Source organism: Steroidobacter sp. (genome assembly GCF_036402275.1).
Classification (GTDB): Bacteria; Pseudomonadota; Gammaproteobacteria; order Steroidobacterales; family Steroidobacteraceae; genus Steroidobacter.
The window spans coordinates 28,842-45,911 of record NZ_DASWTF010000015.1; the positions used below are offsets into that span (position 1 = coordinate 28,842).

Annotated in this window: 10 protein-coding genes; 1 reads left to right on the forward strand and 9 read right to left on the reverse strand. The window is 62.6% G+C overall.

Features of this window, described 5'->3' with window-relative positions:
- Positions 1-6: 6 nt before the first annotated feature.
- The 4 genes from VGD45_RS08530 to VGD45_RS08545 form a co-directional block, all read right to left on the reverse strand.
- Positions 7-2,118, reverse strand: coding sequence for a TonB-dependent siderophore receptor (locus VGD45_RS08530; protein WP_331154863.1), 2,112 nt, complete (start codon positions 2,116-2,118; stop codon positions 7-9).
- A 119-nt stretch (positions 2,119-2,237) separates the two neighbouring features.
- Entirely contained in the window at positions 2,238-3,488 is a 1,251-nt protein-coding gene (locus tag VGD45_RS08535; RefSeq protein WP_331154864.1) for a cytosine permease, read from the reverse strand.
- A gap of 15 nt (positions 3,489-3,503) precedes the next feature.
- Positions 3,504-4,625 (reverse strand): DUF917 domain-containing protein, encoded by a 1,122-nt coding sequence (locus VGD45_RS08540; protein WP_331154865.1) that lies wholly within the window; start codon positions 4,623-4,625, stop codon positions 3,504-3,506.
- A complete protein-coding gene (locus tag VGD45_RS08545; RefSeq protein WP_331154866.1) occupies positions 4,622-6,181 on the reverse strand; it encodes a hydantoinase/oxoprolinase family protein in 1,560 nt (519 codons plus the stop codon). Before VGD45_RS08545 ends, VGD45_RS08540 begins: the two co-directional genes overlap by 4 nt.
- A 146-nt stretch (positions 6,182-6,327) precedes the next feature.
- Here VGD45_RS08545 and VGD45_RS08550 point away from each other — a divergent pair, with 146 nt between their 5' ends.
- The gene (locus VGD45_RS08550; RefSeq protein WP_331154867.1) at positions 6,328-9,012 is read left to right on the forward strand and encodes a LuxR C-terminal-related transcriptional regulator; all 2,685 of its coding nucleotides are present in this window, start codon (positions 6,328-6,330) and stop codon (positions 9,010-9,012) included.
- A gap of 3 nt (positions 9,013-9,015) precedes the next feature.
- On the opposite strand, the gene VGD45_RS08555 is transcribed toward VGD45_RS08550, so the two are convergent.
- The 5 genes from VGD45_RS08555 to VGD45_RS08575 form a co-directional block, all read right to left on the reverse strand.
- Positions 9,016-9,822: a hypothetical protein gene (locus tag VGD45_RS08555; protein ID WP_331154868.1), complete on the reverse strand. Its 807-nt coding sequence runs from the start codon at positions 9,820-9,822 to the stop codon at positions 9,016-9,018.
- A complete protein-coding gene (locus VGD45_RS08560) occupies positions 9,819-10,148 on the reverse strand; it encodes a type II toxin-antitoxin system RelB/DinJ family antitoxin (RefSeq protein ID WP_331154869.1) in 330 nt (109 codons plus the stop codon). The genes VGD45_RS08555 and VGD45_RS08560 overlap by 4 nt, the downstream gene beginning before the upstream one ends.
- A gap of 99 nt (positions 10,149-10,247) precedes the next feature.
- Complete coding sequence (glmS, locus tag VGD45_RS08565) at positions 10,248-12,083, reverse strand: glutamine--fructose-6-phosphate transaminase (isomerizing) (protein ID WP_331154870.1); 1,836 nt, start codon at positions 12,081-12,083, stop codon at positions 10,248-10,250.
- 164 nt (positions 12,084-12,247) lie between these two features.
- Positions 12,248-13,615, reverse strand: coding sequence for a bifunctional UDP-N-acetylglucosamine diphosphorylase/glucosamine-1-phosphate N-acetyltransferase GlmU (gene glmU, locus VGD45_RS08570; protein WP_331154871.1), 1,368 nt, complete (start codon positions 13,613-13,615; stop codon positions 12,248-12,250).
- A 113-nt stretch (positions 13,616-13,728) separates the two neighbouring features.
- Positions 13,729-17,040 carry an amidohydrolase family protein gene (locus VGD45_RS08575; RefSeq protein WP_331154872.1) on the reverse strand — a complete coding sequence of 1,104 codons (3,312 nt, stop codon included), beginning with the start codon at positions 17,038-17,040 and terminating at the stop codon, positions 13,729-13,731.
- Positions 17,041-17,070: the final 30 nt, after the last annotated feature.

Genomic DNA, 17,070 nt, shown 5'->3' on the forward strand with positions numbered 1-17,070 from the left:
GAAAGATCAGAACTTCTTGGTCACGGCGCCGATGATGGTGCGCGTCTGTCCCGGATAGCACATGCCATCGAAGGGCGTCGCCCACGCGGCACAGGAGGCGTAGTACTCCTTGTCGGCCACGTTGTTGACGTTGAGCGACAGCGACCAGTCTTTCCAGGTTGCTTCGGCGCTGGCGTCGACCAGCGTGACGGCGGGCGTCGTCTGGATCTGATAGTAGTCGATCTTGTCACCCACACGCCGCACGCCGGCGCCGATGCGCATCGTGAGATCGTTGTTGATGTACAGCATCTGACTCAGCCACAGCGACGCCAGATGGTTGGGCAGATCCTCGATGCGATCGCCCGCCGGATGATCCGACGTGCCTTCGAGAACTTCGGCGTTGGTGTAGCTCCAGCTGGCGTTGATGCTGAGGCCCATGGCGAAGTTCACCTGCGCCTCGAGCTCCACGCCCTTCGAGCCGATCACGCCGCTCTGGATGAAGTTCTGAATATTGGTCGGATCGGTGGTGAGGAAGTTGCTGTCCTCGATATCGAAGTACGTCGCGGTCAGCAAGCTGTTCGAGATCGGCTGCCACTTGATGCCGGCCTCGTACTGGCGGCCTTCCTGCGGCTTGTAGGGATTGCCGTAGAAGTCGCCACCGAACAGCGGCGTGAACGACTCGGAGTAGCTCGCGAACGGCGAGACGCCGGGCAGCACTTCGGCGATGACGCCGACCTTGAACGTGGTCGCATCCACCGTGTCCTTCGGACTGAGCGTGGCTTCGGAAGTGGCGCGGTCACGACGCACGCCGAGCACGAACGACACGTTGCCCCCGACCTTCATCTGATCCTGCAGATAGATACCGAGCTGCGTGCTGCGACTGTCGTACGCGTTGGTGTAACCGTAGTCGAACGGCTGCCCGTAAACCGGGTTATAAATATCGAGCGGCGGCGTGTCGGTGCCGAAGCAGCCTGGATAGAGGAAGCGGCACGAGTAGCCTTCGCGGCGATCCTGTTCGAACAACGTGTAGTCCACGCCGACCAGCACTTTGTGCTCCAACGGGCCGGTCTGGAAATCGAGCTGCGCGTGATTGTCGGAATTGACGATGGTGTACTCGTCATCGAGGATGTAGAACGCGCGCGACAACTGCGTCCGCTCCTCGTCGAGGAACGGGTCGACCCCGAAGTTGAAAGTCGCGTACACCTCGCCGTAATCCACCGTCTGGTCGAGATAGCGGGTGTTGCTCGACACCGCGATCAAATCGTTGAAGCGGTGATGCACCAGCAGCGTGCCCGCGTACTGATCGGTCTTCATGTGATTGAATCCCGGCTCGCCGGCGAAGAAGTCGATGGGAATCTCGCGATCCGTGCCGCCGGCTTGCAGCGTCTTGGACATGGGCAGATACGTCTGCGTGCCCATATCTTCCTTTTGATAGAGCGCGATGAACGTCACGTCGGTCTGCTCGGTCGGCTTCCAGGTGAGCGAAGGCATCACCACGTACTTGTCGTTCTTCTGGCCGGGCGACATCAGCTCGCCATCGCGCAGCACGCCGACGAAACGGCCGGCAAGCTCGTCGCTCAGCGGACCGGTGAGATCGACCTGCAACTGCTTGCGCTCGAAGTTGCCGGCTTGCAACCCGATCTCGCCGCCCCACTCGAATTGCGGCCGCTTGCTGATCGCGTTCAGCAGGCCGCCCGAGCTGCCCGCGCCATACAGCACGGCCGAAGGACCGCGCAGCACTTCGGCGCGTTCCAACGTAAACACTTCGGTGGTCGAGCCGTACAAACCTCTCGGAGTTTTGTTGAGGCCGTCGAGGTATTGCCTCAGATAAAAGCCACGCGCCGCAAACGTATCGGAACGCGTGTCCGTGCCCTGCACTTCGGTGGAAACGCCGGCGGAATAACGGAACACTTCCTGATACAGCAGCGCGCCGCGCTCGGTGATCTGCTCGGCCGTCACGACGCTGATGGACTGTGGAATCTCGACCAGCAGCGTGTCGGTCTTGGTGGCCGCGCCCGCGCGATCCGCGAGCACCGTGACTTCTTCGAGCGTCTCGCCGCCGTTGGCGTCGCTCTCTTGAGCTCGTGCGGCCGATGCAAGCGTCAGGGCGCAGGCAACGGCCATTGAAATCTTGTTCATCCTTCTCTCCCCATGTTGCTGATCTTGGCAACGTCAGCGTTGGAGCAAGCTAGGGCGGGGGATTGGCGGTGGCTAGCCCACTACCCATCGCGCGGGCCCAACTACCCGCGCGGCGCTGCTCATACCCTTTTGGCGCGTGACCAGACGCCGTACATCAGCGAAGCGGCCAGCGTCGCATCGAGCGCGGGCACGCTGGTCAGCGTGAAATAACCTGCATTGGCGAGCAGTGCGATTCCGGCCGACACCGCCCAAGTAACGACTGCCGGCCAGTGGACCGGCGCCTGCGTGTGGTTCGAACGGAACGCGTCGATCACGTAGATCGCCGCGATCGGAGGAATGATCGCGCCGAGCAACAGCAGGAATGAAACGAATGCATCGAGAATGCCCGCGACGGCGAGCAATGCCCCCAACACGCCCGCGACGAGCGTGAATTTCCATTGCGCAACGCTTGGAAACGTCGCGGTCAGACTCAGGCTGGCGGAATAGAGATTGGCGGAATTGATGGTCCAGGTGGACAGAATCAGCACTAGCAACGCTGGCACGCCGAGGCCGAAGCCGATGATCAGGCGCATGATGTCGATTTCTCCGGTCGCGAGCACCGGAATCGCCGCGGCCAGCGTCAGCAGCGGTATCGCGACGGGAAACGACAACAACATGCCGAGCACGGATTGCCTGGCGGAGCGAATGTAACGAGTCAGATCGGGCATCGCGGCGACGGTGAGCATGTTGCCGCCGATCAGAGCAGACAGCGCGATGCCGAAGCTCATGGGTTCCGGTGGCGTCGGGTCTGGCGCGGAGATGACGCCATAACGCTGCACAGCCATGACCACGACCGCGCCCAAGATCAGTGCAAGTATGGGAACTGCGATGAGCGCCAGACGGTCGAGCGCGCGAAAACCGTAGATGGTCGTGATCGCCATCAGGATTCCGCCGACAACAACAAACGCCGCGAACGGCCCGGAGACGCCGAGCACCTCTTGAGTCCCAGCGACCATGGCGTTGCCGAAGAACGCGGCGTTCACGCCGAACCAGCCAAAGTGCACGAACGCGATCGCGATGTTCACCAGCGCCGCGCCACTGCGTCCAAACGAACGCTGTACGAGCAGATAAGTCGTGAGTCGCGTGCGAACGCTGACCACGGACGTGAGGCATCCCATCGCACACAACAGCAGTCCGGCCAGTAGCGACACCAGGAAGGCGTCGCGCATGCCGAGCGCGCTCGAAATCTGTGCGCTGCTCAGAAAGCTCGGCAGCGAGATGGCGAAGCCTGTGAGAATGAGCGCGACACGCCAGCCGTCGACGGTCTCGCTCTCCGGCACGGGCGCATTGGCGAATTGTTCAGTCTTCGATTCGATGGCCGTGCTGGACATGTTGGGTTCCGCAGACTACTTCCAGCCGTTGAGCTCGGCGATCGAGCGATAGGGTCCGGGTAGATTGAATGCATCGGGCCCGAGGACAGCCAGCGCCTCCGCGGACCGCAAAGCACGGGGCGCGCTCGCGCCGACGACTTTGACGCGCTGACCGTATTTCAAACACTCCGTCACGATGGTCTCGGCCGTCTCGCGGTCGAGAATGCTGATGATGTCGGGCACGAGTGCCCGCACCTGGCCGTCCACGCGCGCGATCAGATTCTCGTTCTTGAACTCGACTTCGAGGCGCTGGCCGCCGCCGAATGCATCGATCACTGCCCGTCCCACCGAAAAGCCGTTGCGCGTCTCACGCTGCAAATCGACGATTTTGCCATCGAACAGCACGCCCGCCTGATCGAAATGACGCGACAACTTCAGTGCTTCGAACAATCCCTCGAAGGGGTCGCGCCCACTCTCACGAGCCATGCGAATGCCGCGACCGATACGAAGCGCGTCCGTGATCGTGCCCCGCAGGGCGCTGTTCTTCATCTCACGCGCCGATGCTGAGTACTCGATGAGGTGACAGGAGCCGCCCAATGTCACGGCCGCCGTACGCGCCAGTCGCTCTTCGCTGACATTGTCGACGGTCTCGAGCACGACGCAGTTGCCCTTGTCGTCCGTGAGAATGGCGGGTGAGGCCTTCTGACCGCGGATGTTGAAAATAACCATCTGCGATTCCGGGAAAGCGCGGCCCATGCCGTCGCAATCCACCACCGGCAAGCCGGAGCGCAATGCCAGCAGTAGCGCCGCCAGACCGTTGCTGCCGCCGATTTCCACAGGAAACACCGCATCGACGCGTCGGCCCGAAATCTGTTCGAGCCTGCGTAAGCCCTGCAGCGCCTCGCGCCCGCTGGGCAATTTTTCGGCCGAGATCGTCGGCGCGCCGATCCAGCCGCAGGGAGCGACGAATGCGTTGTCCGCCAGCTGTTCGATATCGATCAGCTCGATGACGCCGCCGTCGGCCAAGGCGGTTTCGATCTCCATGAACGCCGTGTGCGGGTCGCCGCCACCGCCCGAGCCCAAGAACGCGCAGCCGCGCGCCAGGTCGGCGACGTCTTCGATCGTGAGCTTGGTGCTTTTATTCGAGGCGGTGCTCATGCCGCACCTACCGCGAGATCGCCCACGACTTTGGCGCGAATCTGGACTGTGTTGCCTGGCATGTAAGAGAGGAATGTTTCTTCTACATCGACAAGACGCACGGTGCGCGCGTCAGCTCCAGCGGCAATGGCGCGCTCCGCCGCTTCGCGTTCGACGTCCTGCAAGGCCGTGGCTCGATCCTGATTGTCGTAAGCGACGATGCGATCCACCTCGGCCCCAACTTGGGAAATGGCGGCGCCGACGGCGTTCGCGACCGAAGCATGCTCCGGACGAATGACCCGCGATGCGCCCTTCAGCTCGTTCGGCACGAGAACGCTGCCACCGCCGACGAGCACGACTGGAACGTCCGCGGCTGCGGTCTTCATGCGATCGATACCGTCTTCGAGCATGGTACGGAAGCGCGCGAGTATCTGGTCCATCACGCCCGGCTTGAGATCTGGAACCCTGCCCGCATTGCCGAAGTTCGCGTGGCCGGCCTTCACCGCGATGTCGCTGGCAGTGAGAGTGGAGCCGCCGAACAAATAGGCTTCCTTGGACAACAGATAACCGACGGAATCCGGCCCGATCTCCAGCAACTGACCGTCGGCATCGAGGTGAATGCGCGTGCCGCCGCCCAGCCCGATGGAAAGAATATCGGGCATGCGGAAGTTGGTTCGCACGCCGCCGATGTTCACGGCAATCGACGACTCGCGCGGGAAGCCATTCACGAGCGCACCGATATCGGTGGTGGTGCCGCCCACGTCCATCACGATCGCATCTTGAATGCCTGTGAGGAACGCCGCGCCTCGCATGCTGTTGGTGGGGCCGGAGCCCAATGTGAGCACGGGATACTGGGCGGCGTAGTCGGCCGAGATCAGTGTGCCGTCGTTCTGACTGACGAACAGCGGCGCGTGAATGCCGATCTCGGCGAAGGCCGAGGTGAACGACGCCATCACATGGCGCGCCATTCGAGACAGGGCCGCATTCAAAATCGTGGCGTTCTCGCGCTCCAGGAACCCAATGCGTCCCAGCGCGCTAGAAACGGTGACTGACATCTCGGGAGCGACTTCTTTGACGAGCGCCGCGGCTCGTTGCTCCATCGAGCGATTGATAGGCGCGAACACGCAGGAGATGGCCACGGACTGCAATCCCTTCCGACGCAGCTCGAGCGCGGCGTTCCGGACGGCGTTTTCGTTGAAGGCCGTGTTCTCCTGGCCGTCGAACTCATAGCCGCCAGGAAGTTGAAAGCTGATGGCGCCAATGCAACGTTTCAGATCGCTGGGCCAGCCGCTCATCGGCGGCAGCGCTTCGCCGGCTGCACCGGCAAGGCGCAACACGCCGACGCCGAGGAGCCCTTTGCGCTCGACCAGGGCATTCACGAAATGCGTGGTGCCGATCATCACGCCTTCGATGGCCGACGGGCTGACGGCGGCGGCGTCGAGCACCGCTCGGGTCGCGTTCACGATGCCGCTGCTCACGTCATCGGTCGTCGGTCGTTTCGCCGAGGCCAGCACGGTCCGTCCCGCGACCAGAACGGCGTCCGTATTCGTGCCTCCCACATCGATTCCCAGTCGCATGGCGGGCAGTCTACGTGGGCTGGGCATGGATCCCCGCGCAAAGACGGGTAAGCGTCGCCCCGACGATGGGCAGTCAGGCCGCGGCGATGGGTAGCGGTGTTGATTTGCTATGCTCGACGGCCTCCCCGGAACTTACGATTGGATCCGTGAACAGCCTCGGCGATCCCATACTCACCAAGATCGCGCCTTCGGCTCGCCCGAGCCAGCATGTGCCGCGCGAGTCGCTCTTACAGCGGCTGGAGGATGTGGTCACTCGCCGTCTCACCCTGCTGCACGCCCCGGCCGGATACGGCAAAACCAGCCTGCTCGCCCAATGGCATCGCGTGCTCATGGAACGCGGCATCGAGGTCGCATGGCTGACATTGGAGGAAGAAGAATCTGACGCCGCGCGTTTCGCCGAGTATCTGATGGCTGCGATCGGCGGCGGGAATAGCGGCGAAAGCATGCCGACGCGCGCAGCGCTGTCCGCCATCGTGAACCGACTTTCGCATGCCGATCGCGACACGGTCCTGATCCTCGATGACTTTCATCGCGCCGAGAGCGAGGCCGTCTGTCACTTCATGCGAGGGCTGATCAAACTGGCGCCCGCCCGCCTGCACATCGTGATCGCCTCGCGTGACTATCCGAAACTTGGTCAGGCCGTGCTCGCCGCCAACGAGGATCTGGTCGAGATCGGCGCGGACGATCTCAAATTCACGCTCGACGAGGCGCAGCTGATGCTGAATCGAGCCGCCTCGGCGCCGCTGGCCGACGACGACATCGCCCGATTGTTGAAGCGCACCGAAGGCTGGCCCATCGCGTTACAGATGACGGCGCTCTCGCTGCGCAAAGGGTGCGACCGCGCCGAGCTGATCGCCAATTTTTCCGGCCCGGCGTGGGAGCTCGCCAGTTATCTCTCCGAGCAGGTGTTGGCCAGCCTGCCTCCGGACATCGAGAACATCATCACTCGCACCGCCATTCTGGAGCGTTTGAACGGCGATCTGGTGAATCTGCTGTGCGACCGCAGCGACGGCCAGTTCATGCTCGAGCAGCTGGAAAAACAGAATTTGTTCTTATTGCCGCTCGACGCTCAGCACCTGACTTACCGATATCACCAGTTGTTCGCGCAGATCGTTCGCGATCGGCTGGCGCGACGCGACCCGGCAACGTTTCGGCAGCTGCATCGTAAGGCTTCAGTCTGGTTCGGATCGCACGGCCAGGTGGCCGAGGCTGTCGGTCACGCCATCGGCGCGGCGGACGAGGAATTCCTCGCCACCGTGCTCGACGAGGCCGGTGGCTGGCGCATGATCCCGGAAGGAAGAATGGAGACGCTGGTCGCAGGTCTTACTCATGTTTCCAACGCCACCATCGCGCGCTTCCCGCGGCTGCAACTGGCGAACGTGTATCGGCTCATCAAACAAGGCCAGATGACCACGGCGCGCGCCAGCTTCGATTCGTTCCGCAATTCGGTGGAACGCTCCAGCTTGCCCGCGGATCTTTGGACGGAAGTGAACCTCGTCGGCGAGGTGCTCTCGGGATACGAGAACACGCCGGTGCGGCATGAAGATCTGCTGGCGAAAGAAGCGCTGATCCTGAGTCTGCCGTCGAACGATCATTTGATGCTCGCGAATGTTTGCGAGTCGCTGGGCGAAAAATATTGCGACTGTGGCTGGCTGGAGCGCGCGCTCGAACCCACCCGCCGCGCGCGTGAGCACCATCGAGCACTGGGTTCGCTTTACGGCGAAATGTTTGCTCGCCTGCTGGAGGCGAGGATCCGGCTTGCCCAGGGCCGACTGGATGAAGCTCAGGTCGTGCTGAAAGAAGCGGCGGCCGACATTCAGCGGGCTTACGGGCCGCGCTCGGATCTCGCTGCTAACTGTGCCGTGTATCAAGCGGAAGCGCTGTTCGAGCGCGACGCTATCGAGGAGGCGATGGCGCTGCTCGACTGGGCCCTGCCGCACATGGAGCAGTCGGACGGCTGGTTCGAGATTTACGCTTCAGGCTTCTGCACAGCCATCCGCGCGGCTTTCGGCAAGAGCGCGGTCGACGCCGAGCGCATCATCGCGCGCATGCGCACGATCGCCAGCGATCGGCATCTCAGCCAGTTGCAACTGCTTGCTGACATCTATGAAGTCGAGTCGCTGATTCACGCTGGCCGGAACGAGGCCGCTCGCGAGCACGCCGAGAAAATCGGTGTGCGCAAATTGGCGGCGGCGATGCGTGAGGAGATGCCGGAATATCGTCACATTGCACTCGCTGCTTCCGTGTGTCTCGCCAAGGTTCATCTGTGTGGCGGCGATCATCAGGCGGCGCTCTCGGAGATCGAAAGCACCGAGCGATGGGCCCGCCAGCATGGCCACGGCCGGCTGCTCATTACGCTCTGCATTCTCGCTGCCCATGCTCATCGTTTGGCGAAGCAGCCGGAACAGGCCATTGCCCGCTTCGACGAAGCGGTCAGCATGTCGATGTTCCAGGGCTTCATCGGCCCGTTCCTCGACTGCTGGCGATTCATCAGCCTGTCCGCCACCATCGACGCGCGGCACGCAACCCTGCGTCACACCGACCGCTTCCGCGAGAACTTCCTTCGCCGTCTGCGCAAGTCCCTGGAACGCCACTCCGCCCAAAGCCGCGACTCCACCCTCCTCAGCGGCCCGGAGCTCTCCGCCCTCCGCCACCTGGACCAGGGCTACACCAATAAAGAAATCGCGCGCCTGCTGAAAATCTCGCCGAACACGGTGAAGTATCACCTCAAGTCCCTCTACGAAAAGCTCGGCGTCAACTCCCGCCGCGACGCCGTCCGCCTGTCTCGCGAACAACGCCTCCTCGACAGCTCGCCGGACAGCTCGCCCTGAGTGTTATTTCTTTTCGGCGCGCAGGGCCGTACGGCGAGTCTGGATCTGCTCGAACTTCTCACGCTTGCTTGCAAGTCGCCGCAGAATCCTCGGCCAATGCTCTTCATGGAAACGGGCATCGGCGATTCGCTTCACCGGGACCGCGGCCAGCACATCGATGTCGTATTTGAAAGCTGCCTGGGCGAGCCGCGTATCGAGCGCCATCTTCTCGATGCGTTTGAGCACCTGGCGAACGATGCGGGGATCGCCTCCCTCGGCCATGTGACTTTCGATGAAGGCTCGGACAACGTCGATCGCCAGGCGCGCTTGCGCCACTCCAACGGCGTTCTGCTTCGAAGGCAGCGTAGCGAGATTGGCCAAGCGGCTCTCCAGCAAATCGAGGGGGTGCAGAACATGAACTCTACTGCCGTCCTCGAGCACGAGCTGGGTCGCTCGAGCACGCACTCTGTCGGTGTCCAGGCCCACGATGCCTGAGAGAAAATCGATTTGCTTGACGCCTTGGCTGGGGATCGCCGCGTACACCTTGGCAACTTGCCCGCCAGCGTCATCCAACGTTCCTTCGCGAATCTTCCAGGGCTCGCCGAGCTTTTGTTGGAGCGCACGAGCGACATCCTTGCCGCCGATGAAATCCGCATCCATCGTGATGGCGCGCGCTAGCACTCCCGCCGGCTCAACGTCGTAGTAGAGCGCCCAGGTGGCGAGTGCCTGACCGCCGACGAGCAAGGCGAGCTCGCCGCAGATTCGCAGAATCTGGTCGACTTCCTCCGGGGAGAGTTTCGCTTCCTGGAGTACGTCGGCCAGTTTGCTCACACGAGACTAGCCTTGGGCCAACGGACCTTGGCGCCACGCAGGCGCTCCGGACGCAGAAGAAACATCTCGCCGTTGGATACGTCGACCGATCTGGCGATCTTGCGATCGCGCTGTTGAGACTTGCGCTTCAGTACGCGCAACTGCTCCATCGAGGGTTCCGCCGGAGCCGCTGCTCGCACTTCAAACGGCAGTCCCTGATGCGCAACCACCTGCTTCAGGAACAGCCGAATGGCCTCGCTCGGATCGAGGCCGCACGCCGCCAGGACCCGAGCGGCATCCGCCTTGAGATCCGAACCGACCCGAGCGCGAATGACGTCATCTTTCATGAGCCACACTGTAGCTACATTTTAGTAATGTTGAAAGAGCCGCCCGCGACGGGGTCGGCGCCATTTATATCCTAAGTATTTGAATCGACGGGGAGAACGCTACTCCACCGTCACCGACTTCGCCAGATTGCGTGGCTGGTCCACGTCTGTGCCCTTGAGGATGGCGCAGTGGTAGGCCAGCAGTTGCAGGGGCACGGTGTAGACCGCGGACGCCTGGAAGTGGCTGACGTGCTTGGGCATGGTGATGACGGTTACGCCTTCGGACGGCTGGAAGCCCGAGTCCGGATCCGCAAAAACATACAACTCGCCGCCGCGGGCGCGCACTTCCTGGAGGTTGGATTTGAGCTTTTCCAACAGGTCGTTGTTGGGAGCGACGGCGATGACGGGCATGTCCGCGTCGACCAGCGCCAGCGGTCCGTGCTTGAGCTCGCCGGCCGGATAGGCTTCGGCGTGGATGTAGGAAATCTCTTTGAGCTTCAGCGCGCCTTCCATTGCGATCGGGTGCATCTGACCGCGACCGAGGAACAAGGCGTGATGCTTGTCGGCGAAACGTTCGGCGAGCTTCTTGATGGTCTCGTCGAGATGCAGGGTCTTCTCGATCAGGCCGGGGATTTCGATCAGTCGCTGCACCAGTCCCCGCTCGCGCTCCGGATCGGTGCCGTGGAATTTGGCGAGCGCGATGACCAGCATGCCGAGGGCGCACAGCTGCGTCGTGAAAGCCTTGGTGGAGGCGACACCGATTTCCGGGCCGGCGCGAGTCAGCAGCACCAGCTCGGACTCACGCACCAGCGAGCTCTCCGGCACGTTACAAATCGACAGCGTCGAGAGATAACCGGACTGCTTGGCCATGCGCAGCGCGGCCAAAGTGTCGGCGGTCTCGCCCGATTGTGAGATCGACACGAACAAAGTGTTCTTCGGAACGACCGGGCTGCGATAGCGATATTCGCTCGCGATTTCGACCCAGCATGGCAGCCGGGCGATCTGCTCGATGTAGTACTTGGCCACGGCGCCCGCGTGATAGCTCGTGCCGCACGCCACGATCTGCACGGCTTCGCAGCGTCGGAACACTTCGGTCGCCAAGGGACCGAACGCAGCTTCGAGCAGCTTGCCGCCGGCGACGCGCTCTTCGAGCGTCTGCGCGATGGCGCGAGGCTGCTCGTGAATTTCCTTGAGCATGTAGTGGGCATATTCGCCTTTCTCAGCAGCATCGGCGGACAGCGAGCTTTCGCGAATCTGACGCTGCGCGTTGTTGCCTTCGACGTCGAGGATGCGGATGCTCGTGCGACGAATCTCGGCTACGTCACCTTCGTCGAGGAAGATGAATTTGCGAGTGACGGGCAACAGCGCGGCGACGTCGGAGGCGACGAAGTTTTCATTGTTACCAATGCCGATCACGACCGGGCAGCCGGCGCGAGCGAGGATCATGCTTTCCGGCGCATCCTCGGAAACAACCGCGAGCGCGTAGGCCCCTTCCAGCTCGGCGACGGTGGCGCGCACAGCGCGGAAAATGTCACCTAGCTTCTGCTTGTGATAGTGGATGCGATGCGCGATGACTTCGGTGTCGGTCTCGGAGGTGAACTGATAGCCGATCTTGGTCAGCTCCTCGCGCAGCTCTTCATGGTTCTCGATGATGCCGTTATGAACGATGGCAATGCCGTCCCGCGAGATGTGCGGATGGGCGTTGCGCTCGGAGGGCACGCCATGGGTGGCCCACCGGGTATGAGCGATGCCGAGGTGGCCTTCGACGGGGCTGTCGTTCAGGGCGTCCTGAAGCTTGCGCACCTTACCGACAGTGCGCAGCCGGCGCAGGTGACCGGTGCCATTCAGAATGGCCAGGCCGGCCGAGTCATAACCCCGATACTCCAGGCGCCGGAGGCCTTCGATCAGGATGGGAACGATGTTGCGATCCGCAATCGCGCCGACGATTCCGCACATGGGAGATGGGGTAGTCCGTTGAGTCGCTGATTTATAGAAAACAGAGTGTAGCCGACCGGGGTTCCAGGGGCTGCGGAAAGTCTCACAGCTCCGCCCCCGGGCGGGAAGCGTCCTTAAGCCTGTTGAGATACGCCGGTGGCCAGCCTCAGGGGCAAAGCTTCCCCCTATTTGGGACCCTTTTGCGGCCGCTTCCACCCCTCGATCGTGACCTGCTTGGCGCGGGCCAGGGTGAGTTTGCCTTCGGGGGCGTCCTTGGTGATGGTGGAGCCGGCGCCGGTGTTGGCGTTGGCGCCGATCTTGATGGGGGCGATGAGCATGGAGCCGGAGCCGACGAAGGCGCCGTCGCCGATTTCGGTGCGGTGTTTGTTCACGCCGTCGTAGTTGACGGTGACCGTGCCCGCGCCGACGTTGACATTTCTACCGACGGTAGCATCGCCGAGGTAGGTCAGGTGGTTGGCCTTGCTGCCGGGGCCGATCTCGCTCTTTTTCACTTCGACGAAGTTGCCGATGTGCACGTCGCCATGCAGGACGCTCTCGGGCCGGAGGCGGGCAAACGGGCCAATCACATTGCGCGGGCCGACGATCGCGCGGTCGACGACGCAATTGGGATGGATCTCGGTATCCGCATCGATGCGGCAATCTTTCAAGTAACAGTTCGGGCCGATGCGCACCCGGTCGCCCAGCTCGACATTGCCGACGAGCACCGCATTCACGTCGATGAAAACGTCGCGCCCCACCGTGACTTTGCCGCGAATATCGATTCGAGCCGGATCGGCGAGTGTGACGCCATTGATCATCAACTCCCGTGCCCGCTCGGCGCGTAACGCGCCTTCGAGCTGCGCCAGCTGCACTTTGTCGTTGACGCCGAGCACTTCCGTTTCCGTCGGCGCAACCACCGCGTTGACCTTGAGCCCGCCGCGCACGGCCATGACGATGATATCGGTCAGGTAATACTCGCCCTGCGCATTATCGTTCTTCAGATCGGACAGCCACTTGCGCAGCGACGCGGCAGGCACCGCCATCAGGCCGGTGTTGATCTCGCCGATGGCGCGCTCCTTGGTATTCGCATCCTTCTGCTCGACGATGCGCACCACGTTCCCGGCGTTATCGCGAACGACGCGACCGTAACCGGTCGGATCGGGCAGCACGACCGTGAGCAGCGCAAGCGCCTTGGGATTGCATTGCTGGAGCAATGTTTCCAAGGTCGGCTGGCGGATCAGCGGCACGTCGCCGTACAGAATCAATACATCGTGATCGTCCGGAATCGCGGGCATGGCCTGAGCCACCGCATGGCCGGTACCCAATTGCTCCGCCTGCAGCACCCAGTTCACCGGCTCGGTCGCCAGCGCTTGGCGAACCTGTTCGCCGCCGTGGCCGTAAACGACGTGGATGGCCTCGGCTTTCAGCTGTTTCGCGGTGTCCAGTACATGCGACAGGATGGGACGACCGGCCAGCGGCTGCAGAACCTTGGGCAGGTCCGACTTCATACGTTTGCCCCGGCCGGCGGCCAGGATGACGATGGACAAAGGCATGTGGCGATTAGCTAGGTTGCAGGCCGACGCGGCCTCGATGAGGGCGCATTATCGGGACATGCGGCCGCCATCGCCAGCCGGCTGACTCTCTAGGTCAAAAGCCGAGCCGCCCTTCACTCGCCTGGCGGGCGCTCGTCGGCGAACCAGGGCGCCTCCAGCACGCGGCGGCGCGGCCACAGTTCATCCAGCGTGTTGGCGTCGTAAAGCCGGCCGTTCTTCATCACCAGGGCAATGTCACGGCTGCGGCGAATGTCCTCCCTCGGATCGGTATTCAACACGACCAAATCGGCGAACTTGCCCGGTTCGATACTGCCGAATTCCGCTGCTCGGCCGATGGCCCGCGCGCCGCCCAAGGTGCCGGCATGCAGCGCTTCGAGCGGCGTCATGCCGCCCTGCACGTGCGCTTCCATCTCCCAATGGAATCCTGGCCCTTGCAGCTCGCCGTGCGAGCCCATCGCGGTAACGCCGCCGGCGCGCTGAATGCGAGCCACGTCACCGCCAATCCGCGGATAGAGCAAGGTCGACGGCTCGGTCCATTCGCGCGACAGCACCTGCTGACTGGCGATGTAATAGGGCCGGAAGCGCCGGTACTTCTGGTTTGTGAACAACTGATCGCGAATCACGAAATTGTCCTGCGCGCCGGGCCCGCCGTTCTTGATCTGCAACGTGGCGTCATAGCTCGTGCCACTGCGCGCCACGAATTGGATGACGTCGTTATAAAGCGGCGTCGGCAAAGCATGCTCGCTGCCCGCGTAGCCATCCATGATCTGACTCAGGTCCAATTTCAACGCCAGCGAACCTTCGGTAGTCGGCATCACCCCCAGCTCGGACGCAGCCTGCACCAGCCACTGGCGCTGCATGCGATTGCCGATCAGATATTGCTTCACGTTGCGCGTGCGGTAGTGATCGCGATAGCGGGTCAGCAACGCGCGAGCCTCATCGATCGAGGCCAGACGATTGAACGAGAACATCGCCGTGCCCGTGCTGGGCACGCGCGAGCCCACCAGGATGCCGGCATCGACCAGGTCCTGATAAGCAAACATATCGATGCTGAGCGTCGAGGGATCGAACGCGGTCGTAATGCCATAGGCCAAGCGGGCGCGCAGGCCCCAGCTCTCCATGGCAATCACATCGCGGCGAATGTCGGCGACGTGATCGTGAATATCGATGAACCCCGGCACGATGGTTTTTCCCGTGACTTCGCGGATCGCCGCGTCCGCCGGCGGCTTCAGGGATCCGCGGGGACCGACGCCAGCGATCTTTCCATCGCGGATCAAAACATCGGCGTCGTCGATCACTTCCGCGTCGCGCATCGTGATTACGCGAGCACCACGCAAGATGAGGCTGCCGCGAGGATCGTCACGCGGCACTTCGACGATCGCCCGGAATGAATCGACCCCTCGCTTCGGCGCATCCGCGCTCCAGTTCGGGCTGTTGGCGGCGTTGAGTTTTATATCTGCGAGCGGGCGTCTGAAGAAGGTCGAGCCGACCGACCAGGTGACGGTGTTGCCGCCGTCGGCCCATTCGATGAAATCCGCACCCACGTCGGTGATGCGGCGATGCTCGCGTTCCGGGTTGAGCAGATCGACCACCTGACCCGGTGCGGGCGCCGCCACCACATGCGCTTGCTGAGCGATGATCGCCAGCACCCATTTGCCATCCGGGCTCAAGCGGCTGTCGTCGACTTGCGCCAGCGACTCTGCGAAGTACCAGTTCGGCCCCTGCACATTCACTGCGGGTTTGATCTCACCGCTCACGAGATCGATGCTGCTCAAGCCCGCCGCCTGGCGCACGTAGACCAGATTCGAATCGGCCGAGAAGTGAGGTTTGCCACCGAACGTCCCTGTGGCGATCACCTTCACAGGCCCGCCGCCGTCGACCTGCATCGACACCAGCGCAGCGTCTCGAACGTGCTGGCCGAATTCCATGGAGGTATGCAGACGGGCGCTGTTATCAGAACGCACGGCCAGCACGGACTTGCCGTCCCGCGTGAAGATCGGATGTGAGTAATAACCGGCGACGTCACTGATTTGTCGAGGCGCGCCGCCATGCGCGGGAGCGATCCACACCTGCCCGGCGTCTTTCGCACTCCAAGTGACAAAGACGATGCGCGTTCCATCAGGCGACCAGCTCGGATGAAACTCTGGCTTGTCACTGGCTGTGAGTCGGGTTGGCATCGCGCCGCTTTTCAGCGGCATCACGTACAAATGACCCAACGAAGAGAATGCCACGTGTTTTCCGTTGGGCGACTGCTCGGGCGTCTGGATCAATCTGGCGCGTACGGGGCCGGTCTCCTGTTTCACGGCGACGCGAGTCAACGGCCCGAGCTGCATGTCGACTGGGGCGATGAACGGAATTGCCGCGCCAGCACTACCATCGATGGGGACCCGTTCGAGCTTGCCGTTGCGACTCACGACGACGGCGCGACCATCGCGAGTAAAAGCGTAGCCTGGCGCGAGATCTTGCCAGCTCTGCGCATGAATCTGATCGTGCTCGATCGGGAGTGCGAGCCAGCGGTCTTCGTGCGTTTCCAGATTTCGCAATCGCAGACCGGTCTGACCTTCGAAACGAGTGGCGTACGCCAGCAGCCGGCCATCGGGCGACAGGGCGGGACGGAAGTAAGCGCCTGGGGAACGACCGCGCGCCGTTGCCGCTGGTATCAATGTTTTCTCGACCCCGGTTTCGATCTCACGACGGACGATGGACCATTCGTTGACCTTGTGGTCCTCCGATATGCCCTGGCGGCGCGCGAAATAGAGATATTTGCCGTCCGGCGACGCGACTGCGCCGAGAGAGCTGTTGCCGCGATCGCGGGGCTGGCCCGGAGCCTTGATCGGCGCGATGAGCGTTTCGACGCTATCCAAGTCGTAGCGCCACAATTGATAGCTGTCGGCGCTCCAGAGAAACCGGCTCACGTAGATGGATTTGCCGTCGGCGCTCCAGGCAGGAGAGACCAGCACGCTATCGTCGCCGCCGAGGCTGATTTGCCGAGCGTCCGAGCCGTCTGGCCGCACGATCCACACGTTCTCCGCGCCGGAGCGATCGCTGACGAATGCGATCCACGCGCCGTCCGGCGAATACGTCGGTTGTGTATCGAAGCCCAGTCCGCGCGTGATCGCGGTGGCTTTGCCGCCTGCCGCGTCCAGCGTGTAAATGTCACCTAGCAGGTCGAACACCAGTCGCTTGTCGTTGGGCGCAATGTCGATGGACAACCACGTGCCCTCATCGGTGTCGAATTTGATCTGCCGCGTGGTTTGTAACGGGAGCGTTTGTCCCGCTGGTTGTTTGGGGCGAATCAGGTTGGACGCGAAACCCGCTTCGGAAGGAACGCCCTGCGCAAGCGTGGGGAAGAGCATTTCATCTTCATGCGCGCCGGCCACGGCGGCGAACAACGCCAGGCCGAGCCCGAGGACACCAGCCTTCATAGGCTCCCTCATGTAATCGATCGGTCGACT